The organism is Ruegeria sp. AD6, assembly GCF_056542325.1.
Genome location: NZ_JBQFZQ010000007.1, coordinates 62940 through 84382 on the forward strand (window position 1 = coordinate 62940; position 21443 = coordinate 84382).

23 protein-coding genes are annotated in these 21443 nt (G+C 60.5%); 13 read left to right on the plus strand and 10 right to left on the minus strand.

Annotated features, from left to right (window positions below):
- Positions 1 to 2: 2 nt before the first annotated feature.
- From ACR0KJ_RS14625 to lpdA, 7 genes are all read left to right on the plus strand, one after another.
- A complete protein-coding gene (locus ACR0KJ_RS14625; RefSeq protein ID WP_170522244.1) occupies positions 3 to 833 on the plus strand; it encodes a hypothetical protein in 831 nt (276 codons plus the stop codon).
- Positions 830 to 1369, plus strand: a complete 540-nt coding sequence (locus ACR0KJ_RS14630) for a DUF805 domain-containing protein (RefSeq protein WP_480627007.1) — start codon at positions 830 to 832, stop codon at positions 1367 to 1369. The genes ACR0KJ_RS14625 and ACR0KJ_RS14630 overlap by 4 nt, the downstream gene beginning before the upstream one ends.
- Positions 1366 to 4323 (plus strand): 2-oxoglutarate dehydrogenase E1 component, encoded by a 2958-nt coding sequence (locus ACR0KJ_RS14635; protein WP_480627008.1) that lies wholly within the window; start codon positions 1366 to 1368, stop codon positions 4321 to 4323. Before ACR0KJ_RS14630 ends, ACR0KJ_RS14635 begins: the two co-directional genes overlap by 4 nt.
- A 3-nt stretch (positions 4324 to 4326) precedes the next feature.
- Positions 4327 to 5835 carry a 2-oxoglutarate dehydrogenase complex dihydrolipoyllysine-residue succinyltransferase gene (gene odhB / locus ACR0KJ_RS14640; RefSeq protein ID WP_480627009.1) on the plus strand — a complete coding sequence of 503 codons (1509 nt, stop codon included), beginning with the start codon at positions 4327 to 4329 and terminating at the stop codon, positions 5833 to 5835.
- Positions 5836 to 5837: 2 nt separating this feature from the next.
- Entirely contained in the window at positions 5838 to 6107 is a 270-nt protein-coding gene (locus ACR0KJ_RS14645) for a hypothetical protein (protein ID WP_480627010.1), read from the plus strand.
- A gap of 83 nt (positions 6108 to 6190) precedes the next feature.
- Entirely contained in the window at positions 6191 to 6601 is a 411-nt protein-coding gene (locus tag ACR0KJ_RS14650; RefSeq protein WP_170455667.1) for an MAPEG family protein, read from the plus strand.
- 69 nt (positions 6602 to 6670) lie between these two features.
- Entirely contained in the window at positions 6671 to 8059 is a 1389-nt protein-coding gene (gene lpdA, locus ACR0KJ_RS14655; RefSeq protein ID WP_170455669.1) for a dihydrolipoyl dehydrogenase, read from the plus strand.
- Positions 8060 to 8080: 21 nt separating this feature from the next.
- Here lpdA and ACR0KJ_RS14660 read toward each other — a convergent pair whose 3' ends face one another.
- A complete protein-coding gene (locus tag ACR0KJ_RS14660; RefSeq protein ID WP_170522230.1) occupies positions 8081 to 8659 on the minus strand; it encodes a TetR/AcrR family transcriptional regulator in 579 nt (192 codons plus the stop codon).
- A 102-nt stretch (positions 8660 to 8761) separates the two neighbouring features.
- Between ACR0KJ_RS14660 and ACR0KJ_RS14665 the strand changes: the two genes are divergently transcribed.
- A complete protein-coding gene (locus tag ACR0KJ_RS14665; RefSeq protein WP_170522228.1) occupies positions 8762 to 9355 on the plus strand; it encodes an NAD(P)H-dependent oxidoreductase in 594 nt (197 codons plus the stop codon).
- 9 nt (positions 9356 to 9364) lie between these two features.
- Here the strand turns inward: ACR0KJ_RS14665 and ACR0KJ_RS14670 are convergent, their stop codons facing one another.
- The 4 genes from ACR0KJ_RS14670 to ACR0KJ_RS14685 are packed head-to-tail and all read right to left on the minus strand — an operon-like array spanning position 9365 to position 12270.
- Complete coding sequence (locus ACR0KJ_RS14670) at positions 9365 to 9970, minus strand: pyridoxamine 5'-phosphate oxidase family protein (RefSeq protein ID WP_170522226.1); 606 nt, start codon at positions 9968 to 9970, stop codon at positions 9365 to 9367.
- Positions 9957 to 10697 (minus strand): lysophospholipid acyltransferase family protein, encoded by a 741-nt coding sequence (locus tag ACR0KJ_RS14675; protein ID WP_480627011.1) that lies wholly within the window; start codon positions 10695 to 10697, stop codon positions 9957 to 9959. The genes ACR0KJ_RS14670 and ACR0KJ_RS14675 overlap by 14 nt, the downstream gene beginning before the upstream one ends.
- Positions 10697 to 11596 (minus strand): FtsX-like permease family protein, encoded by a 900-nt coding sequence (locus tag ACR0KJ_RS14680; RefSeq protein ID WP_170624035.1) that lies wholly within the window; start codon positions 11594 to 11596, stop codon positions 10697 to 10699. Before ACR0KJ_RS14680 ends, ACR0KJ_RS14675 begins: the two co-directional genes overlap by 1 nt.
- The gene (locus tag ACR0KJ_RS14685; protein WP_480627012.1) at positions 11593 to 12270 is read right to left on the minus strand and encodes a cell division ATP-binding protein FtsE; all 678 of its coding nucleotides are present in this window, start codon (positions 12268 to 12270) and stop codon (positions 11593 to 11595) included. Before ACR0KJ_RS14685 ends, ACR0KJ_RS14680 begins: the two co-directional genes overlap by 4 nt.
- A gap of 184 nt (positions 12271 to 12454) precedes the next feature.
- Here ACR0KJ_RS14685 and ACR0KJ_RS14690 point away from each other — a divergent pair, with 184 nt between their 5' ends.
- Positions 12455 to 13204, plus strand: coding sequence for a zinc-ribbon domain-containing protein (locus ACR0KJ_RS14690; RefSeq protein WP_480627013.1), 750 nt, complete (start codon positions 12455 to 12457; stop codon positions 13202 to 13204).
- Between the two features lie 11 nt (positions 13205 to 13215).
- Here the strand turns inward: ACR0KJ_RS14690 and ACR0KJ_RS14695 are convergent, their stop codons facing one another.
- From ACR0KJ_RS14695 to argH, 5 genes are all read right to left on the minus strand, one after another.
- Positions 13216 to 15759 (minus strand): TIGR02302 family protein, encoded by a 2544-nt coding sequence (locus ACR0KJ_RS14695; RefSeq protein WP_480627014.1) that lies wholly within the window; start codon positions 15757 to 15759, stop codon positions 13216 to 13218.
- Between the two features lie 36 nt (positions 15760 to 15795).
- Positions 15796 to 17061 (minus strand): diaminopimelate decarboxylase, encoded by a 1266-nt coding sequence (gene lysA, locus ACR0KJ_RS14700; RefSeq protein ID WP_170624041.1) that lies wholly within the window; start codon positions 17059 to 17061, stop codon positions 15796 to 15798.
- 70 nt (positions 17062 to 17131) lie between these two features.
- Complete coding sequence (locus tag ACR0KJ_RS14705; protein ID WP_170455687.1) at positions 17132 to 17281, minus strand: hypothetical protein; 150 nt, start codon at positions 17279 to 17281, stop codon at positions 17132 to 17134.
- Between the two features lie 73 nt (positions 17282 to 17354).
- A complete protein-coding gene (locus ACR0KJ_RS14710; RefSeq protein ID WP_480627015.1) occupies positions 17355 to 17555 on the minus strand; it encodes an argininosuccinate lyase in 201 nt (66 codons plus the stop codon).
- On the minus strand, positions 17537 to 18925 hold the full coding sequence (argH, locus tag ACR0KJ_RS14715; protein WP_170455690.1) for an argininosuccinate lyase: 1389 nt from the start codon (positions 18923 to 18925) through the stop codon (positions 17537 to 17539). The genes ACR0KJ_RS14710 and argH overlap by 19 nt, the downstream gene beginning before the upstream one ends.
- Positions 18926 to 18946: 21 nt before the next feature.
- Here argH and ACR0KJ_RS14720 point away from each other — a divergent pair, with 21 nt between their 5' ends.
- The 4 genes from ACR0KJ_RS14720 to ACR0KJ_RS14735 all read left to right on the plus strand — a co-directional run bounded on the left by ACR0KJ_RS14720 (position 18947) and on the right by ACR0KJ_RS14735 (position 21369).
- A complete protein-coding gene (locus ACR0KJ_RS14720) occupies positions 18947 to 19513 on the plus strand; it encodes a TlpA disulfide reductase family protein (RefSeq protein ID WP_480627016.1) in 567 nt (188 codons plus the stop codon).
- Positions 19514 to 19624: 111 nt separating this feature from the next.
- Positions 19625 to 19954 carry a hypothetical protein gene (locus ACR0KJ_RS14725; protein WP_170522204.1) on the plus strand — a complete coding sequence of 110 codons (330 nt, stop codon included), beginning with the start codon at positions 19625 to 19627 and terminating at the stop codon, positions 19952 to 19954.
- 60 nt (positions 19955 to 20014) lie between these two features.
- The gene (locus ACR0KJ_RS14730) at positions 20015 to 20401 is read left to right on the plus strand and encodes a hypothetical protein (protein WP_170737248.1); all 387 of its coding nucleotides are present in this window, start codon (positions 20015 to 20017) and stop codon (positions 20399 to 20401) included.
- Complete coding sequence (locus ACR0KJ_RS14735; protein ID WP_170453154.1) at positions 20398 to 21369, plus strand: sterol desaturase family protein; 972 nt, start codon at positions 20398 to 20400, stop codon at positions 21367 to 21369. The genes ACR0KJ_RS14730 and ACR0KJ_RS14735 overlap by 4 nt, the downstream gene beginning before the upstream one ends.
- Positions 21370 to 21443 lie beyond the last annotated feature (74 nt).

The window sequence follows — 21443 nt, forward strand, 5'->3', positions numbered from 1 at the left end:
CGATGGCGCGCCAGAAAATATGCTTTGTGAGGCGGGGGGCAAAATCCCCTCGCCTCCTGCATGTTTTGGTTTTGTTTCTAAGTGTCCAGTTTTCCGCAATCTCGGGGACTGCCAGCGCATCACCGAAATTCACAAAGCCAACACAGGACGTAATCGATCTATGTACATGGTCATTGGCAGATCGTGCTTCGGTTGCTGAGGAATTCACCCAACGCGGATGGAAAACGTTCCGTGCGCCCTATCCCGAAGCACTTGCTTCGCTTTTGGCAGATGGCGGACTCTTCCGTGCCCTTATTGATGAGAGATACAACTTTTTCGGTCTGGATACAGAAACTGGCATCATTCCCGACATGATTGAGCATCTGGACACCATATCTGATGTCTCACAGCGCGGTGTCTATGATGCGTTCTGGTGGGATGGAGACACCCGCGCGTTTTTGATGATCCATGACAAGGGCGGAAATAGAAAACTTGGCGAAGACCTTGGATGCCGCTTCTTTAGTTCTTCTTTGCAAGATGCAACATTGGTTTCTGATGCAGTTCATCAATACCCGGGTGACGGGCACAAAGTATCTCTTGGTCCGGCTCGAACTGTGAGCGCGACAACTATTGGAGACGAACTACACAAACCGCTTTCTGGTGCTGCTAGTTTTCTCGTGAAACTAGGCGTTTTTGTTGATCGCCCGATTCTGGAACCCCAAGTTGGCATGGGGCCAGCGAGAGTGGATTTTTTCTGGTTCGAGCAATCCGAATTCGAAGAGCAGTATTCTAGAAAACCCAATTCTGCATTTGGATTAGAAATTTATCGGCGAAATAAGGAGGCCAAACAGTGACCTTCTCTGACGCCATCCGCACTTGTTTCTCCAAGTTCTTCACCTTCTCGGGTCGGGCCTCCCGCCCCGAATACTGGTTCTTTTTCCTGTTTATCGTGATCTGGAGCTTAATCGCAGGGATCATCGATGCGCAGTTCTTCACTCAGGTCTCGGTCAACGAAAGCGATGAGGTCAAACAGGTCACCGCGACATCCCGCCAACCGGTTCAAAGCATCGTCAGCCTGATCGTCTTCTTCCCGCATCTGGCCGTCGCGTGGCGGCGGATGCATGATAGCGGGCGCAGCGGGCTTTATGCTCTGCTGCCGATCCTGCTGATACTCGGGGCCTTTGCGGTCCTGATCTTTGGCATTGGCCTTGCCAGCCAGTTCCACGGTGGCACTCTGGACATTCTGTTCACACGTGCCACTCTGCTGATCGTCATTCCGACACTCATCGTTCTGTTTGTGTCGCCCCTGCTGGTTCTGTGGTGGCTGACCCGCCCCAGCCAACCCGGCGCCAACCAATACGGTCCCAACCCATATGAGGTAGCCCAATGACCGAACATACGCCCAACTCTGCCTTTCATGCCTCAAGCTTCATGCAAGGGCACAATGCCGAGTATCTGGAACAGCTTTATGCCCAGTACACGAAAGACCCGAACGCGATAGACGCGGCCTGGGTCGATTTCTTCCGGCAGATGGGCGACGCTACGCCCGACGTTCAGAAAGAGGCAGAAGGGCCGTCCTGGGCGCGGACCGACTGGCCGCCGATGCCTGCCGATGATCTGACCGGCGCGCTGACCGGCGAGTGGGCCGAGATCGACGCCAAGGCGGCAGGCAAAAAGATCAAGGACAAGGCCGCTGACACGGGCGTCAAGGTCAGTGAAGATCAGGTCAAACGCGCCGTGCTGGACAGCCTACGTGCCCTGATGCTGATCCGGGCCTATCGGATCCGGGGCCATCTGGCTGCCGATCTGGATCCGCTGGGCATGCGCGCGGCCAGCACGCACCCGGAACTGGACCCAAAGACCTACGGCTTTACCGAAGCCGATATGGATCGTCAGATTTTCATCGACAACGTGCTGGGCCTGCAGATGGCCAGCATGCGCCAGATCGTCGAGATCGTGAAACGCACCTATTGCGGCACCTTCGCACTGCAATACATGCATATCTCGGACCCCGAACAGGCCGCCTGGCTGAAAGAACGGATCGAAGGCTACGGCAAGGAAATCGCCTTTACCAAGGAAGGCCGCAAGGCGATCCTGAACAAGATGGTCGAGGCCGAAGGCTTCGAAAAATTCTTGCATGTAAAATACATGGGCACCAAGCGGTTCGGTCTGGACGGCGGCGAAAGTCTGATCCCGGCGATGGAGCAGATCATCAAGCGCGGCGGTGCCCTAGGCGTTCAGGACATCGTGATCGGCATGCCGCACCGCGGGCGTCTGAACATCCTCGCCAACGTGATGGGCAAGCCTTACCGCGCGATTTTCAACGAATTCCAGGGCGGCAGCTTCAAGCCCGAGGACGTGGATGGCTCGGGCGACGTGAAATATCACCTTGGCGCCTCCAGCGACCGCGAGTTTGATGGCAACAGCGTGCACCTGTCGCTGACCGCCAACCCCAGCCACCTTGAGGCCGTGAACCCGGTTGTGCTGGGCAAGGTCCGCGCCAAGCAGGATCAGTTGAAAGACGAAGACCGCACCAAGGTCATGGGCATCCTGCTGCACGGCGATGCGGCCTTTGCCGGTCAGGGTGTGGTGGCCGAAGGGTTCGGCCTGTCCGGCCTGCGCGGGCACAAGACCGGTGGAACGATGCATATCGTGGTGAATAACCAGATCGGTTTCACCACCGCGCCGCACTTCTCACGCTCCAGCCCCTATCCCACGGATATTGCGCTGATGGTTGAAGCACCGATCTTCCACGTCAACGGGGACGACCCCGAGGCCGTGGTGCATGCGGCGAAGGTGGCGACCGAATTCCGCCAGAAGTTCCACAAAGACGTGGTCATCGACATATTCTGCTATCGCCGGTTTGGTCATAACGAGGGCGATGAGCCCATGTTCACCAACCCGATCATGTACAAGAAGATCAAGACGCATAAGACCACGCTGTCTCTGTACACCGAGCGTCTGGTCAAGGACGGTCTGATCCCCGAGGGCGAAATCGAGGACATGAAGGCCGCCTTCCAGGCCCATCTGAATGATGAGTTCGAGGCTGGCAAAGACTATAAACCCAACAAGGCCGACTGGCTGGATGGGCGCTGGTCGCACATGGACAAAAGCAAGGAAGAATATGTGCGGGGTGAGACCGCAATCTCGCCTGACACGCTGGCTGAGGTTGGCAAGGCACTGACCCATGCGCCCGACAATGTGGCCTTACACAAGACAGTGGGTCGCCTGCTGGATCACAAAAAGCAGATGTTTGAAACAGGCACAGGGTTTGACTGGGCCACGGGCGAAGCACTGGCCTTTGGCTCATTGCTGACCGAAGGTTACCCGGTGCGCCTGTCCGGGCAGGACGCTACACGCGGGACCTTCAGTCAGCGCCATTCCGGCTTTGTCCATCAGGAAAGTGAAGAACGCTATTACCCGCTGAACAATATTCGCTCCGGGCAGGCGCAGTACGAAGTGATCGACTCGATGCTGTCCGAATATGCGGTTCTGGGTTTCGAATACGGCTACTCGCTGGCCGAACCCAACGCCCTGACCCTGTGGGAAGCGCAGTTCGGCGATTTCGCCAACGGGGCGCAGATCATGTTCGACCAGTTCATCAGCTCGGGCGAAAGCAAGTGGCTGCGGATGTCCGGTCTGGTTTGCCTGCTGCCGCACGGGTTTGAAGGGCAAGGGCCGGAACACTCGTCTGCCCGTCTGGAACGGTTCCTGCAAATGTGCGGTCAGGACAACTGGATCGTGGCGAACTGCACGACGCCTGCAAACTATTTCCACATCCTGCGCCGTCAGCTGCACCGGACCTTCCGTAAGCCGCTGATCCTGGTGACGCCGAAATCGCTGCTGCGCCACAAGCTGGCTGTCAGCAAGGCAGAAGAATTCACCACAGGCTCCAGCTTCCACCGGGTTCTGTGGGACGATGCGCAGCACGGAAACTCGGACACCAAGCTGGTCAAGGACGACAAGATCAAGCGGGTCGTGATGTGTTCCGGCAAGGTTTACTACGACCTGCTGGAGGAACGCGACACGCGTGGGATCGACGATGTCTACCTGATGCGGATCGAACAGTTTTATCCGTTCCCGGCGCACTCGCTGATCAATGAGCTTGAGCGCTTTAAGGGTGCGGAAATGATCTGGTGTCAGGAAGAGCCCAAGAACCAGGGCGCCTGGACCTTTATCGAGCCCAATATCGAATGGGTGCTGACCCGCATCAAGGCCAAGCATACCCGGCCGCGCTATGTCGGTCGCGCAACATCCGCCTCACCCGCGACGGGTCTGGCCAGCCAACACAAAGCCCAACAACAAGCGCTGGTGAACGAAGCGCTGAGCATTGAAGGAAAGTAAACGATGACGATTGAAGTTCGTGTTCCCACGCTTGGCGAATCGGTAACCGAAGCGACGGTTGCGACCTGGTTCAAGAAACCCGGCGATGCGGTCGCCGTAGATGAAATGCTGTGCGAGCTTGAGACCGACAAGGTTACGGTCGAAGTGCCCTCGCCCTCTGCCGGTGTGATGGGCGAAATCGTCGCCGCCGAAGGTGAAACCGTTGGCGTTGACGCCCTGCTGGCCACAATCACCGCGGGCGAAGGCGCGGCTCCTGCGCCTGCCGCCGCTCCGGCCCCGGCAGCCGCCCCGGCTGCGTCGGGCGGCAGCGTGGACGTCATGGTGCCGACGCTGGGCGAATCCGTGACCGAAGCAACCGTTTCGACATGGTTCAAACAGGTCGGCGACAGCGTCGCGCAGGATGAGATGCTGTGCGAATTGGAAACCGACAAGGTTTCGGTCGAGGTTCCGGCCCCCGCTGCGGGCGTGCTGGCTGAAATCGTGGCCCCCGAAGGCGCGACCGTGGATGCCTCGGCCAAGCTGGCGGTGATCTCGGGCGCGGCGGCTGGGGCTGCTCCGGCTCCGGCAGCAGCCGCGGCGGCGGCCCCGGCAGCGGCCAGCACAGGCAAGGATATCGCCAATGCGCCGTCAGCCGAAAAAGCCATGGCCGAGGCTGGCCTGTCGGCCGATCAGGTCACTGGAACCGGTCGCGATGGCCGGATCATGAAAGAAGATGTGGCCCGCGCCGCTTCAGCACCGTCGGCCCCCGCACCGGCCCCGGCGGCCCCTACCCCGGCACCAACCCCGCGCGCGCCTGTGGCTGCCGCAGATGCCGGGCGCGAAGAACGGGTACGCATGACCCGTCTGCGCCAAACCATCGCCAAGCGCCTGAAGGATGCGCAGAACACCGCAGCGATCCTGACCACCTATAACGAGGTGGACATGACCGAGGTGATGGCCCTGCGCAACCAGTACAAGGATCAGTTCGAGAAGAAGCACGGCGTGCGTCTGGGCTTTATGTCCTTCTTCACCAAGGCCTGCTGTCATGCGCTGAAAGAAGTGCCCGAGGTGAACGCGGAAATCGACGGCACCGATATCGTCTACAAGAACTTCGTGCATATGGGCGTTGCCGCCGGTACGCCGCAGGGTCTGGTGGTTCCGGTGATCCGCGATGCCGACAGCATGTCCTTTGCCGCGATCGAGAAGGCGATTGCCGAAAAAGGCCGACGCGCCCGTGACGGCAAGCTGAGCATGGAAGAGATGCAGGGCGGCACCTTCACCATCTCAAACGGTGGCGTCTACGGCTCGCTGATGTCCTCACCGATCCTGAACCCGCCGCAGTCGGGTATTCTGGGAATGCACAAGATCCAGGACCGTCCGATGGTTATCAATGGCGAAATCAAGATTCGTCCGATGATGTATCTGGCCCTGTCCTATGATCACCGCATCGTGGACGGCAAAGGCGCGGTGACGTTCCTTGTCCGCGTGAAAGAGGCGCTGGAAGATCCGCGCCGCCTGTTGATGGATCTGTAATCATGGCGACTCATGTCCTTTGGCAAGCCGATGTGGCGGATTTCGATGCCTGGCTGACCGTGTTCCGCGAAGACCAGAAAATGCGTGAGGCTGCGGGAATCCGCGACCTCCATATCTGGCAGGACCCAGTTCAGAAGGATCACGCTGTGGCCCTGTTCGAAATCACCGATCTGGACCGCGCGCAGAGTTTTCTGGAATCAGAAGAGCTGGCGATGCACCACGAACGCGGGGGCGTTGCGCATATCCAGGTCAAAGTTCTGAACCCTGTCTAAACAGTGCTGCCCGGATCAGACATAATCCCAACTGGCCGCCGGACCCATCATAGGGTGGGCGGCAAAAATGAAGGTGTTCCCCTGTGACACCCGAGTTGACTGCCCTGACATTGGCCGCACTGTTGCAGATCATCCAATATGCTCTGATGGCGATCCCGGCCAATCTGGAACTGGGTCCGGGCAAGACCATGTCCGCGCGCGACCGCAGCCGGTTGGGTGGTGCACTCGAAGATCAGCTGTCCGATGAAACGGCCCGTCTGTATCGGGCGCTGAACAATCACTTCGAAGGGCTGATCCTGTTCTCCATCGCTTGTGTGGTCGTGACCCTCAGTGGGACGGGCAACGACTTCACTGCGACCTGCGCCTGGACCTATCTGGTGGCGCGCGTCCTTTACGTGCCCGCCTATTATTACGGTTGGAAGCCCTGGCGCACCCTGATCTGGTTCGCCGGGTTCCTGACTACCACCTTCATGCTTTTGGCGGTGCTATTGTGACGCCGCTGATGTACAACCTGTTCAGAGGTTTACGCCCTGTGACAGCCCGAATTCTCAAGGAGACCCTCAATGGCAAGTTATGACGTCATCGTAATCGGCTCAGGCCCCGGCGGCTATGTGTGTGCCATCCGTTGTGCCCAGCTGGGCCTGAAAACCGCCTGCGTTGAAGGACGGGACACATTGGGCGGCACCTGTCTGAATGTGGGCTGCATCCCATCCAAGGCGCTGCTGCACGCCAGCCATCAGTTGCACGAGGCCGAGCATAACTTTGCCAAGATGGGCCTGAAGGGTAAATCGCCTTCGGTCGATTGGAAGCAGATGCAGACCTACAAGGACGAGGTGATCGAAGGCAATACCAAGGGCATCGAGTTCCTGTTCAAGAAGAACAAGATCGACTGGCTGAAAGGCTGGGGCTCGATCCCCGCTGCAGGTCAGGTCAAGGTTGGTGATGAGGTGCACGAGGCGAAGAACATCATCATCGCCTCGGGGTCCGAGCCCGCCTCGCTGCCCGGTGTTGAAGTTGATGAGAAGGTTGTCGTCACCTCGACGGGTGCGCTGTCGCTGGGCAAGATCCCGAAGAAGATGGTCGTTATTGGTGCAGGTGTGATCGGGCTTGAACTGGGTTCGGTCTATCAGCGGCTGGGTGCCGAGGTCACGGTGATCGAATTCCTCGACGTGATCACACCGGGCATGGACCCCGAGGTGCAGAAAACCTTCCAGCGTATCCTCAAGAAACAGGGTTTGAAGTTTGTCATGGGCGCAGCGGTGCAAAAGACCGAAGCCACCAAGACTAAGGCCAAGGTCACGTACAAACTGCGCAAGGACGACAGCGAGCATGTGGTCGAGGCGGATACCGTACTGGTCGCCACCGGGCGCAAACCGTATTCGGACGGCCTGGGGCTGGACGCTTTGGGCGTCGAGATGACGCCGCGTGGTCAGATCAAGGTCGGGGCCGACTGGCAGACCAACGTGCCTGGCATCTACGCCATCGGCGACGTCACCGAAGGCCCGATGTTGGCGCATAAGGCCGAGGATGAGGGCATGGCTGCCGCCGAACAGGTCGCGGGCAAGCATGGTCACGTGAACTACGGCGTCATTCCTGGCGTGATCTACACCTGGCCCGAGGTTGCCAATGTCGGCGAAACCGAAGAGACGCTGAAAGAACAGGGCCGCGCCTACAAGGTCGGCAAGTTCATGTTCATGGGCAACGGTCGGGCCAAAGCCAACTTTGCCGCCGACGGGTTCGTGAAGATTCTAGCCGACAAGGAAACCGACCGTATTCTGGGCGCACACATCATCGGCCCCGGCGCTGGCGATCTGATCCACGAGGTCTGCGTTGCCATGGAATTCGGAGCCTCAGCCGAAGATCTGGCCCTGACCTGCCACGCCCACCCGACCTATTCCGAAGCCGTGCGCGAGGCTGCCTTGGCTTGCGGCGACGGACCGATCCACAGCTAGGACCAATGACTCCGGCGGCAGTCAACCCGCCGGGGTCAGCCATGCATCCAGATAGGTTTCCAGCCTGTCGGTGAATGTCGTCGCGGAATGCAGCGCGCAAAATCTTAGTGACATGGCCTGAATCGCAAAGGCCTGCACACCTTCTGCCAAAAGCTCGGGCGGCACGTCCTTGCGCATCTGAGCAGCGTCAAGCCACATCATCACGACGCGGAAGTACCGCTCAAAGCAATAGGCGATCGGGCCCACCTCGGCGATTGCCGCCGCGCCGGAATACCTGATCAACAGATCGAACACATACCGCTCGGACGTCATGAAACTGTGGGCGGGTTCTAGCGCGGCGATGATTTCGGCGACGGTTCCGGGCGGCGGGCCGGACTCGGCCTGATCCAGGCACGCGTTCAACCTGTCAGCGATCAGAATTTCCATCATCGCGTCTTTGTCGTGGAAATGCGCAAAGAACGTCCCCTTGGCCACACCGGCGGCCTTAACGACATCTTCCACCCTCAGCGCCTCATACCCGCTGTCCTGAATCAACGCCTCGGACGCCGCCATCAGTCGGGCGCGGGTTTTCAGCGTACGTTTTTGAACTGTCTTCTGCATAAGGCTAATTTGCACGTTTTCTGACCGTGGTCAAATTTTTTATTGACCACGGTCATTTTTTGATTCTATAAACTGACCACGGTCATTTTTAGGAGAACCCCGATGCAGCCGAAGAAAATTCTGATCCTTGATGGACACCCTGCCGAAAGCAGCCTGTCCCGCACCTTTGCGCAAACCTATGGCGACGCCGCCCGCGAAAACGGCCATGATGTCCGCCTAATCCACCTGAGCGATCTGCAGTTCGACCACGATTTCGGTCAGGGCAATTACCACGACTTCAAGCCGTTAGAGCCCGTGCTGGAACAGGTTCTGCAGGATTTTGAATGGAGCGATCATCTGGTCCTGACAGCGCCAATGTGGTGGGGCGGTCTGCCTGCGAAACTGAAGGGTCTGATTGACCGCATGTTCATCCCGGGGCGTACTTTCGATACGCGACACACGACCAAGATGGGTTTCCCGGCCCCGATGCTGACCGGTCGCACCGCGCGCGTCATTCTGACGTCGGACACGCCGGGCTGGTTCATGCGGCTGATCTATCGCCAGGCACTGATCCGGCAAGTACGCGATCAGATCCTGGGCTTTGTCGGCTTCAAGCCAACACGGTTTACCTATTTCGCAGGGGCCAGCTATCCCAAGCCCGGTCATGTCGAGCGCTGGATTTCCAAGGTCGCCAGGATTGGCGCAGCGGCAGTGTAGCCGCCGTGACTACCACATGGTTTTAGCGGCGCGCGCGCCCCATTCGCGATCATAGCGTGCGCCGCCTTCGTCCCCGTCCGACGCCTCGGCCAGAATTTCTCCGATGGTTGGAAGAGGCGCGGACTCATCACCGCAAGTCCAGGTTCTTGCCCGCATCAGCGCCCGCGCGCATTGAGTGTAAACCTCGTGAAGTTCGATAACGATCACAGTCGCCGGGCGCTTGCCCTGCTTTTCGAACCGGGCCCGCAATTCGTCATCCGCAGTCAGACGCGCCGTCCCGTTCACCCGCACCACATTGTTGGAACCGGGCACGATGAACATCAGCGAAACACGCGGATCGCGCACGATGTTGCGCAGCGAATCCAGGCGGTTGTTGCCCCGCCAATCCGGCATCGCCAGAGTCTTTGGATCCAGCTCCAGCACCACCGGGCCATCGTCACCGCGCGGGCTGCCGTCGACACCTTCCGGCCCGACCGTGCTGAGGATGCACAGGCGCGAGGCCATGATCCATGTCCGATACAGCGGCGTCAGCCTGTGTGCCACTTTGCGCAAGGACGGTGCGCCCGGGGTGCCATAGAGCCCCGCAAGCGTCTCGGTATCTTCAATGAACTCCATCTGGGTCAAACCCCACTTCTTTCATCAACGCGGTCGAGCGGGTCTCGATCACCTCTTCCAGCCGTCCAAGGAACGCATCACGCGCGACACCCGGCTCGATCGGGTCGAGGAAATCGACGATTGCCAGGCCGGGTTTGCGCAAGATGCCCGAGCGCGGCCAGAAGACGCCCGCGTTTGTGGCAACAGGGACGCAAGGCACGCCAAGCCCTTCGTACAGAACCGCCGTGCCTACCTTATAGGGCTTTTTGGCCCCCGGTGCGACGCGGGTGCCCTGAGGGTAGATGACCAACTGGCCGGGTTCGGTGAATTCCTTGGCGACATCCTTGACCATCTTGGCCACCGCCGCACCCTTCTTGCCCCGGTTGACCGGAATACATCCCAATCGGCGCGCATATAGGCCAATGACCGGAGTCCACAAAAGCTCTCGCTTCATGATGAACTTGCCATGCGGGATCGCGTTGAAGATCAAGAGAATATCAAGAAACGACTGGTGCTTGGCCCCGATGACAACCTCGCCCGTGGGCACTGCGCCGCGCACCTCAGAGCGAATGCCAACCATCCAGCGCGCAAGCCAAATGGTACTGCTGGCATAGGCTTTGCAGGCCCGCAACGCGCCGCGTTTGGTGAAGATTGCGTAAGGCAGGTACAGAATGCCAAGGATCAGCATCCAAAGGTAGATCACAAACATGAAGACCAATGAGCGGACCCACTGAATGGCCATGGACATCACGAAAGCTCCTTCAACTTGCGGCGCGCGGCGGCCCAGGTGGCAAAAAAGGCGACGGCCGCGCCCAGAATGGGAATGGCCACGGGCAAAATCCAGTCACTGCCCTGAAACCCGACGCCAGACAGGAAGCCCCCGGCATCCGAGGCTTCGGGCAACAACAAAACGCCGGTCATCCCCAACAGCGTGCCCACGGCTGCGCCAAACAGCGCCCGGTAGGTAAAGCGGCGCACGAAGGCTCCTGCGATAAACCGGTCGCGGGCCCCAACCTGACGCAACACCTCGATGATCTTGGCATTCGCAGCCAGTGAGGCATTCGCGGCCAGAGTGATCATGGCCGCCGTCGCCCCACCGATCAGCAGGATCGAAATCCAGCCCAATCGCCTAAGGGACATGGCGGCATCGACCAAAGGTTCGCGCCATCTGGTGTGGTCATCCAGAACCGCGCCCGGTACCTCGGCCCCAAGGCGCAGGCGCAGACCGGCGGCGTCAAGGCCCGGTTCGCCTTCGACAATCTCGATCAGTTGCGGGATGGGCAGCGTGTCCAGTGGCAGATCTGGCCCGAACCAGGGCGACAGCAGGGCCGCCTGTTCCTCGGTCGTCAGGGCGCGGGCCGAAGCGACGCCGGGCGTTTGGCTCAGCACGGTCAGCGCGGCCTGGGCCTGGGCGGCCAGCTGCTCGGCCGGCGCGTTGATGCGCAGGGTGGCGGCCCCGGCCAGTTCCGTCGCCCATCGGTCGGCAATCCGGCCCGAGGCCAGCGACAGGGCCAAAGCAAAAACGGTCAGAAACGCCATCGCGCCCGAAACGAATAGGGTCAAATGCGCGGTATACCCGGTTGGGGGCACCACGCGGTCGGCCCGAGAATCTCGTCGCAGCAGGTTTCGGATATCGCCCCGGCTCATAGATCCGCCCCCGCCAATTGCAGACGACGCTGCGAGATGCGCAGAACACGCGCCTGAACCTGACTTTTCGCGGCACGGATCAGGCTTAGATCATGGGTGGCGATCAGGACGGTTTTGCCCATCCGGTTGAGTTCGACCAGCAGGCGCAGCAGGCGCTGCGACATCTCCCAATCCACGTTGCCTGTGGGTTCATCGGCCAGCACCACATCGGGCGACAGGATCACCGCCCGGGCCAGCGCGGCGCGCTGCCGTTCACCGCCCGACAACTCTGGTGGATGCGCTTCAAGACGGGATCCCAGACCCACCCAGCCCAGCAACTCGGTCAGGTTGTCCTGCTCATCCGCTTCAACCCGGCCTGAAACCATCAACGGCAGCGCGACGTTTTCGGCCAAGGTCATATGGTCCAGAAACTCGCAATTCTGATGAACCACGCCAATCCGGCGGCGCAACAGCGCCATCTGATCGCGATCCAGCGACGCAATGTCCTGATCAAAAACGCTCAGTTGCCCTGACGTGGGCAACAATGCGCCGTAGCACAGTTTCAGAAACGTGGTTTTGCCCGCACCCGAAGGCCCCGTCAGAAAGTGAAACGAACCCGGCTGCAATTGCACCGAGACATCGCTCAGCAATTCGCCGTCACCATAGGTGTAGCTGACATTTTCCAGCTCGATCACACGTGCCCCCATTTATTATGCCGCTCTTCTTGCCCCAGTGCGGGTGTGGTTTCAATGCCTGTACCGAGTCCAATTGGTGACACTTGGACCGTGAAACCGAAAACGCGCTTTGCTGTTGGGTCTTAACGGAATATCATGCCTGAAAAAACTATTATCGGCCGGATTGCACGGCCGGGGAGGCAGCATGCGTCTTACATGTCCGAATTGCAGTGCCCAATATGAGGTCCCGGATGAGGTCATCCCCGAGGAAGGCCGCGATGTCCAATGCTCGGCCTGCGATCACACATGGTTTCAGGCCAAACATCCTGTAGCGGAAACACCAGAGCCCGCCCCGGCCGAAGCCGACACGCCGGAACCCGAAGCGGTCGAGCCTGAGGCCGCCGAAGACCCGCAACCTGAAGAGGCTGCGCCGGTTGTGGCCGAGATCGCGCCAGAACCCGAGCCTGAGCCTGAGCCGGAACCGGCAGATGCCAAACCTACCGGCAACGTGGACCCTGCCGTGGCCAATATTCTGCAGGAAGAGGCCGCGCGCGAGGCTGACTTGCGGGCGCAAGAGGGCAGCAGCCTGGAAACGCAACCGGATCTGGCGCTGGATGTCGCGCCGACGCCCAAGGTCGAGCCACGGCGCCCTACCGCCTCGGAAACATCCGAGGATGCCGGTCAGAAAGACGCTCTACCGGATGTTGAGGCGATCAATTCCAGCATGCTCAGCGAAGAGGGTGAGACCGAACAGCCTGCACGCAAATCCGGCGGCTTTGTGCGTGGGTTTGCGCTGATGCTGATCATCGGCGTGATTCTGTACCTGATCTACGGCAACGCCCAGCAGATCAGCGAAGCTGTGCCGCAGGCGGATCCGGTGCTGAATTCCTATGTCTCACTTGTGGATCAGGCGCGTGTCTGGCTTGAGAGCCAAGCCGGATCCGGCGCGCCTTAGACCTGACGTCGTCAGAACCGTTCGAGCAGACGTTTCAGATATTCCAGTTCAATCGTGGGCCGGTCGCTTTCGCCGGTCCGGCGGCGGATTTCGTCCAGCAGCTCACGCGCGCGGCGATACACATCCTCGCCCTGCAACAGGTTTTCCTCGGTCGAGATTGACCCGGCAGCACCCGGATTGCGGCCAAGCGGGTCGCGGTTGTTGGCCTGCGCCTCACCCTCCTGCGCGCCCTGACCGGGCTGGTTCTGCTGGTTCTGGGCCAAGGCCTCACCCAGCGATCGCATGCCCTCGCGCAGGGCTTCCATCGCCTCGGACTGGCGGTCTATTGCCTCGGCCAGATCATCGCCGCGCAGGGCCTGTTCGGCCTCGTCCATCGCGCGCCCTGCCCGGCCCAACGCATCACGCGCGGCCTCGCCTTCCGGCGTTCCTGCACCGGGCAGACCTTGCTCCTGCCGCCGCAACTCATCCCGCAGGGCCTGCTGACGGTCGGCAAGGTTACCCTGTCCGGACTGGCCTTCCCCGGCCTGATCCGAATCCTGCCCCTGACCGCCCTGGCCCTCGTGGCTTTGTCCACGGCCCATGCCGCCACTACGCCCTTCATTGCCCTGGCTCTCACCAGACTGCGCACCGGGGTTGAATTGTTCCTGCAGGTCGCGGAAGGCCTGATCGCTAAGGCCCTGTTGTTCGCGCAATGTCTCGGCCAGGCCTTCCATGGCCTGTTGCCCTTCGGACTGGCCGCCCTGACCTTGCCCTTGAGTGACGCGCGTATTCTCCATCATCTGCTGGAATTCTTCCAACGCCTGCTGCGCCTCGGCCATGCGGCCCTGTTCCATCAGTTCCTGAATGCGGTCCATCATGGCCTGCAGATCGTCCTGCGTCATCTGCATGGATTCGCCGTTCTGGCCCTGCTGCCGCTCGCCGTCTTCGCCATTCTGCTGTGCCAGACGCTGAAGCTGTTGCAAATAGTCCTGCGTCGCCTCGCGCAATTCCTGCATCAGCTCGGCAATTTCCTCGTCGCTGGCACCGTTCTGCATGGCCTCGGTCAAACGTTCCTGCGCGCGGCGCATCCGTTCCAAAGCATCCGCAAGCGTGCCGTCCTCGATCAGAACCGCAAGGTCCCACAGCGCCTGCGCAATCTCCTCTTGCTGAGGCTGCTTCAGGCCATATTCCGTGAACGTCTCCAACCGGCGCAACAGAACGCGAAGCCGCAGATAGGCCGTGTCCGAGCGGAACAGATCTTCGGGGCGATGGGACACTGCGCGCAATACCTGAGCAACCCGCGCGCCATTGTCGCGCGACCACAGCAAATCGCGACGCTGTTCGATCACCGCCGCCGCCAGCGGGTCAAAGAACCGACGCGCAGGCAAGGCGGTCAGATACGGTTCGGATTCGGACTGCTGATCTGCGGCATCCCGCGCCATCAACGTGATGCGCACCGGCAGATGCGCCCACGGGTGCTGCGAGAAATCTTCGATCAGATCTTCGGTGAAATCGGCCCGGTCGCCGGTGATCGGCATGGGCAACTCGATCTGAATCACCTCGCGCGGCTCAGGCTCTGTGGTCAGGCCATAGCGGCGATCAACGGCGGTCAGATCCAGTTCGATCAGGGCCGAGCCCGAGACGACACCGTAATCATCGCTGGACTGGAAGGGCAATTTCATCTGCCCACCGGCTTCAGCCTCGGCCACGCCTGCGACGCTGATCCGGGGTGCGGCATCCGTGACCACATCCAGCGTCCAATCCCGGCCTGCGGGTCCGTCGATCCGCAACTGGCCCGAGCGGTCGACCACGAATTCCTGTTCCGGCGCGGTGGCGGCTTCTGTACCCAGAACAGAGCTTGTTTCGGTCAGGCTATGCGCCCCAACCTCACCGTAAAAGCGCAGCGTAATGTTGCTGCCCTGCGGCACAGACAGGGTCGGCCCGGACTGGTCGGCCAGATACAGGGTCGGCAGGCCGGTATAGCGCGGCGGCTCGACCCAGCCTTCCCAGGTGGGTCCCTGCCCGGCGACAGCCGTGCCGGGCGTCATCTCCGCGACCGAACCGATGCGCCAGAAGGACCCGAACAACACAGCCACCACCAGCGCCAGCAGCGCGGCGTAGCGCAAAGCATACGGATCGCGCGACGCAAGTCGCAGATCGGGTTTGACTGCCTTGGCTGTCGAGGCTCGCTGCGCCATACGCGCCTTGTGCGCGTGCCACAGCGCAACCGAATCCGCATCCGTGGCCCCAATTGCCTGATCATCCATCAAGGCCTGTATGGGCCGCCCCGGAAGGGTTTCATCCAGACGCGCCAGCGCCTCGATCCGCGATGGCAGATGGAATCGCCGGACCCCAAGAACCGCAGCCACACCCAGCGCAATCAGGCCAAGCGCGCCGATACCCCAGACAAGCTCGACCCGGACCTGATCCTGCAGGCCCAGCATCAATGCGGCCAAAATGCCCATCAGGATCGAGAAAAACGGCCAAAAAGCGCGCATAACCTGCTCGGCCAGCAGCCCCGCATGGGTCAGCCAAAGCGAAAGTCTTGGAATCGGCAGTTTCAATCTGTCGCGCAATGCGGGCCTCCTGATCGGGCCTGCACGCTTATCGCGTCAAAGCCACTCAGGTATGGTATCGCGGTTTATGATTTCGTCAAAGCTTGGGCGTTCACGAATAACTGCAAATTGATCCCCGTGCACCAGAACCTCGGGGATCAGGGGGCGGGTGTTGTATTCGCTGGCCATCACCGCGCCATAGGCCCCGGCGCTTCGGAAGGCGACCAGATCACCGGGCGCAAGCGGCGGCATGGTGCGTTGCTTGGCAAAGGTATCGCCACTTTCGCAGACCGGGCCAACGATGTCATAGGGTTGCTGTTCGACCCCGGCGGCAGGTTCCTGCACCGCGATAATGTCGTGATGCGCCTCGTACATTGCCGGGCGGATCAGGTCGTTCATCGCACCATCGAGGATCAGGAAATCGCGGCCTTCGCCCGATTTCACATAGATCACTTTGCTGACCATCAGCCCCGCATTGCCCGCGATCAGGCGGCCCGGTTCAATTTCGATCTCGCAGCCCAGATGGCCCAGCGTTTTCTTGATCAAAGCGCCGTATTCCATCGGCAGCGGCGGCGCTTCATTCGACCGCGCATAGGGAATGCCCAAACCGCCCCCCAGATCGAGCCTGCGGATATTGTGCCCCTCGGCGCGCAGTTGTTCGGTCAGCTCGGCGACTTTGGTATAGGCCAGCTCGAACGGCTCCAGTTCGGTCAATTGCGAGCCGATATGGACATCGATACCAATCACGTCCAGCCCCGGAAGGCTGGCGGCCAGCGCATAAACCTCGGACGCGCGTGAGATCGGGATGCCGAATTTGTTCTCGGACTTACCGGTCGCGATTTTCGCATGGGTCTTGGCGTCCACATCCGGGTTCACGCGCACGGTGATCGGCGCGATCACGCCCAGTTCCAGAGCGACGGCGTTGATCACCTCCATCTCAGGTTCGGATTCAACGTTGAACTGGCGGATGCCGCCGGTCAGCGCCGTGCGAATCTCATCCGCTGTTTTGCCGACGCCCGAAAACACGATCTTGTCGCCCGGAACGCCTGCAGCCTTGGCCCGCAGGTATTCCCCTCCCGAAACCACATCCATCCCCGCGCCCGCCTGCGCCAGCGTTTTCAGGATCGCCTGATTGCTGGCCGCTTTCATCGCGTAGCAGACAAGGTGATCGGTGCCCTCAAGTGCGTCGTCGAACAGCTTGAAATGCCGCAACAGGGTTGCCGTCGAATAGACATAGAACGGGGTTCCGACCGCAGCTGCGATTTCGGAAATCGGGACATCCTCGGCGTAGAGCGCGCCGTCGCGGTAGAGAAAGTGATCCATGACGCCGCGCTTAGACCAAAAGGGGGATACGGATCAATGGATTCCGGCACTCAACGCGCCTATCGGTCGCTCAGGACCCGGTCGAAACACCGACCCGCGCATAGCCGGACACGGAAACGCCGGATCCGCTGGGTTCTGGCTTGGGTTCCTGACGCGGTGCAGATGTGGGTTCGCACGCCGCCAGAACAGCAAGCGTCAGGATCAGGCCAAGAGTTCGCATAAATTCAGTTTTCCCAAGATGATGCGGCCCGACAGACATGGGCCTTGTTTGCAACATTGCAATGGCGCAGGGCTCAGACGCCCAGATAGACACCTAGGCCGCCGCGGCGGAAGCCAACGCCGCCGCCGACATGAGTGCCGCTGGATCCGACGCCGATCCCGAGGCTGGCGGTGGGCTGCACCGGCTCTCCATCCGCTCCGCAAGCGACCAGGGCAAACCCGGCCATAATCAGAAGAATGACCCTGAAGATATACATCACACCAATGCCTTCCATCGTTCGATCTGCGCACGAACCTGATCGGGGGCGGTACCGCCGTAGGACTGGCGCGAGTTTACCGAGTTTTCCACGGTAAGGACAGAATAGACGTCATCGGTGATGTCTGCATGGACCGATTGCATATCCTCCAGCGTCAGGTCCGGCAGGTCGCAGGCTTTCTGTTCAGCCATCGCAACCAGCGATCCGGTGACATGGTGCGCGTCGCGGAAGGGCAGGCCCAGCACCCGCACCAGCCAGTCGGCCAGATCGGTCGCGGTCGAGAACCCTGACCCGGCAGCGGCGGCGAGGCTGTCGCGGTTGGCGGTCATGTCCTTGACCATGCCTTCCATCGCCGCCAGCGCCAGCATCCAGTTGTCGGCGGCGTCAAAGACCTGTTCCTTGTCTTCCTGCATGTCCTTGGAATAGGCCAGCGGCAGGCCTTTCATCACCATCATCAAAGCGGTGTTTGCGCCATAGATCCGGCCCACCTTGGCGCGGATCAACTCGGCGGCATCGGGGTTTTTCTTCTGCGGCATGATCGACGAACCGGTCGAGAACCGGTCGGACAGCGTCACAAACCGGAACTGGGCCGAAGACCAGATCACCAGTTCCTCGGCAAAGCGCGACAGGTGCACGGCGCAGATCGACGCGGTGGACAGGAACTCGAGCGCGAAATCGCGGTCGCTGACCGCATCCAGCGAGTTCGCGGCGGGGCGATCAAAGCCCAGCGCTTTGGCTGTCATTTCCCGGTCGATGGGGAAGGATGTTCCAGCCAATGCAGCAGCGCCCAAGGGGGATTCATTCATCCGGGCACGGGCGTCGCGGACACGGGACAGGTCGCGGCCGAACATCTCGACATAGGCCATCATGTGATGGCCCCATGTCACCGGCTGCGCCGTTTGCAGGTGGGTGAAACCGGGCATGACCCAATCGGCCCCAGCCTCGGCCTGCGTCAGAAGCGCACGGATCAGAGCCAGCAGACCCGATTCCGCCGCGTCCAGCTGATCGCGGACCCATAGCTTAAAATCGGTCGCAACTTGGTCATTCCGCGAACGACCGGTATGCAGACGGCCCGCAGGCTCTCCGATCACCTCTTTCAGCCGCGCCTCCACATTCATGTGGATGTCTTCCAACGCGGTCGAGAACTGAAACTCACCGTTCTGGATTTCTGACAAAACGGTGAGCAGCCCTTCCCGAATGGCCTGCGCATCACTATCAGTAATAACGCCTGTGGCAGCCAGCATGGCGGCATGGGCGCGCGAGCCTGCGATGTCCTGGGCTGCCATCCGCTGATCGAACCCGATCGAGGCATTGATCGCCTCCATGATCGCGTCTGGTCCGGCGGCAAAGCGGCCGCCCCACATCTGGTTCGAGGATTGATCGGTCATGTTGGAAAACCCGGAGTTGATATGCGCCTTATTCGTCTGATCCCCCTTTATATGGCCCTTGCGCTGGGTGCAAACGCCGCTTTGGCCGCCGATGCCGAGACGCTCGCCCCCTTGCGCGAGGATAGCCTGAAGCGTCTGATCCTGCATTCACAGCCCAAGCCGGTGACGCCGGTGGACTTCGAGCTTGAGGATGACGGCGGCACAGCCTCGCTGGAGGATTACAAAGGCAAATACGTTCTGCTGAACTTCTGGGCCACATGGTGCGCGCCGTGCCGCAAGGAAATGCCCCAGATCGCCGAGTTGCAGGCAGAGTTCGGAGGCGACAAGTTCGAAGTGCTGACGCTGGCCACCGGGCGCAATTCACCTGCCGGGATCAAGAAGTTCTTCGAAGAAAACGGCATCGAGAACCTGCCCCGCCATCAGGACCCTTCACAGGCCGTTGCGCGCGAGATGGGTGTGATCGGCCTGCCAATCACCGTGATCGTCGACCCCGACGGCAATGAAATCGCCCGTCTGATCGGCGATGCCGAATGGAATTCCGACAGCGCCAAGGCGATTATCTCGACTCTGGTCGGCGCAGCAGGCTAAGGAAACGGCTTCCAACCGCTGTCGGCCCCCGTCAAATTCGATCTCGTGATACACTGTCCTCATCCCGCTGTTTTGGGCGGGGCAGTTTGTGTGTTGGGAATGGAGGCAACGATGAAACCCGTTGTACTGCTGATCGGACGCTTACCGAATGTGATCGGAGATGTTGCGCGGCAGCTTGATCACCTTCCGATCCAATGGCTGGGTGCACATGACCCCGATGAGGTGCGGCGGCAACTGGATGCTGAACCCCGGATCGCCTGTGCCATCATGGGGGCTGGGCTGGATGATATGATACGCGGTGAATTGGTGGGGATCATTGCATCCCGCCGCCCCGATATCTGTATCCATCTGAAAGACCGAAGCTCGGGCCCCGAAGGCCTGGTCCCCTTTGTGCAGCGCGTGGTGCAGCATGAAATCCTGGACCGTCTGGAACACGGCTGACGCAACGCCACCTTTGACAGCGTTCTTCCCGCTTTGCACTCTGCCAGCGGGGAGAGAACTATGCCACTTGAGATATTGCTTGTACTTGTGGTCGGGGGGATTGCCGCAATAACGCTTTTGTTGCACCTGAGCGGGCGGTCTCAGCGGCGTGTTCTGACACGGGAAACCGCGCTGGCGGATTGGCAGCGCCACTTTCCCGACGATGTGGTGATCGATGTCACCGTCTCACACGACGCCTATGCCGCTCTGGTTCGGACAGAGACAGGGCCGGGCCTGCTGTGGTCCTTTGGCGCGGATACGGTGGCGCGGCACCTGCTGGATTTCGACTGGATCGAACAGCCGGGCGGGTTCGAGTTACAGTTTCACGACTTCACCACGCCCAGGGTGGTCATCCGCCTTGACGAAATCGAACGCCAGCACTGGCAAAACCTGATGGACCTTTCATGACCGATCACATCAGCTTTCCCGACGCCGTCCAATGGGCTGTCCCGTTTTTCATCGCCGCCATCCTGGCCGAGTTTCTGTGGATCACGGTCAAAGGGCGTGGCGGCCGGTATGAGACGCGCGATGCCGTGACCTCACTGATCATGGGGGCGGGCAATATCGCCTCGGGCTTCTTGCTGGGGTTCATCGCCTATGGGTTCTTCATGTGGTTGTGGCAGGTCACACCGCTGAACCTTGGGACCTCGATCCCCGTCATCATCCTGTGTTTCGTGCTGGACGACCTTCGGTATTATTGGGTGCATCGTTTCGGGCACCGCATCCGCTGGGTCTGGGCCAGCCATGTGAACCACCACAGCTCTCAGCACTACAACCTGACGACCGCGCTGCGGCAGACATGGACCTATACGTTCACCTTCATGATGGTCGTCCGGGCGCCCCTGATCCTGCTGGGCTTTCACCCCGCGATGGTGCTGTTCGTTGGCGGGCTGAACCTGATCTATCAGTTTTGGATCCATACCGAGGCCATCGGCAAAATGCCCCGCTGGTTCGAGGCGATCATGAACACGCCCAGCCATCACCGCGTGCATCATGGCCGCAACGCGCGCTATCTGGACTGCAACTATGCAGGTGTTTTCATCATCTGGGACAAGATGTTCGGCACCTTTGTACCCGAACAAGAAGATGAGCGGGTCGATTACGGGTTGGTCCACAATATCGGCACCTTCAACCCGCTGCGTGTGGCCTTCCACGAATGGGTTGGCATCTGGCGCGACGCCACACAGCCCGGCCTGACCCTGCGCCAGAGGCTCGGCTATTGCTTCGCCCCGCCCGGCTACAGCCATGATGGCAGCCGGGACAGCTCAACGCAGATCAAAGAGAAGCATCTGGCGCGCCACCCCGAAGATCGCGGAACGCCCGGATTCGAGCATCTGGACAAGAACGTGCCCAATCGTCAGGCGGAACAGGTCTGACGCACGAAGTGCGACAGGGATCTCAACTTGAAATTCCAGCCTTCGACGCCATATGAGGGAACAGGTGCAATGTA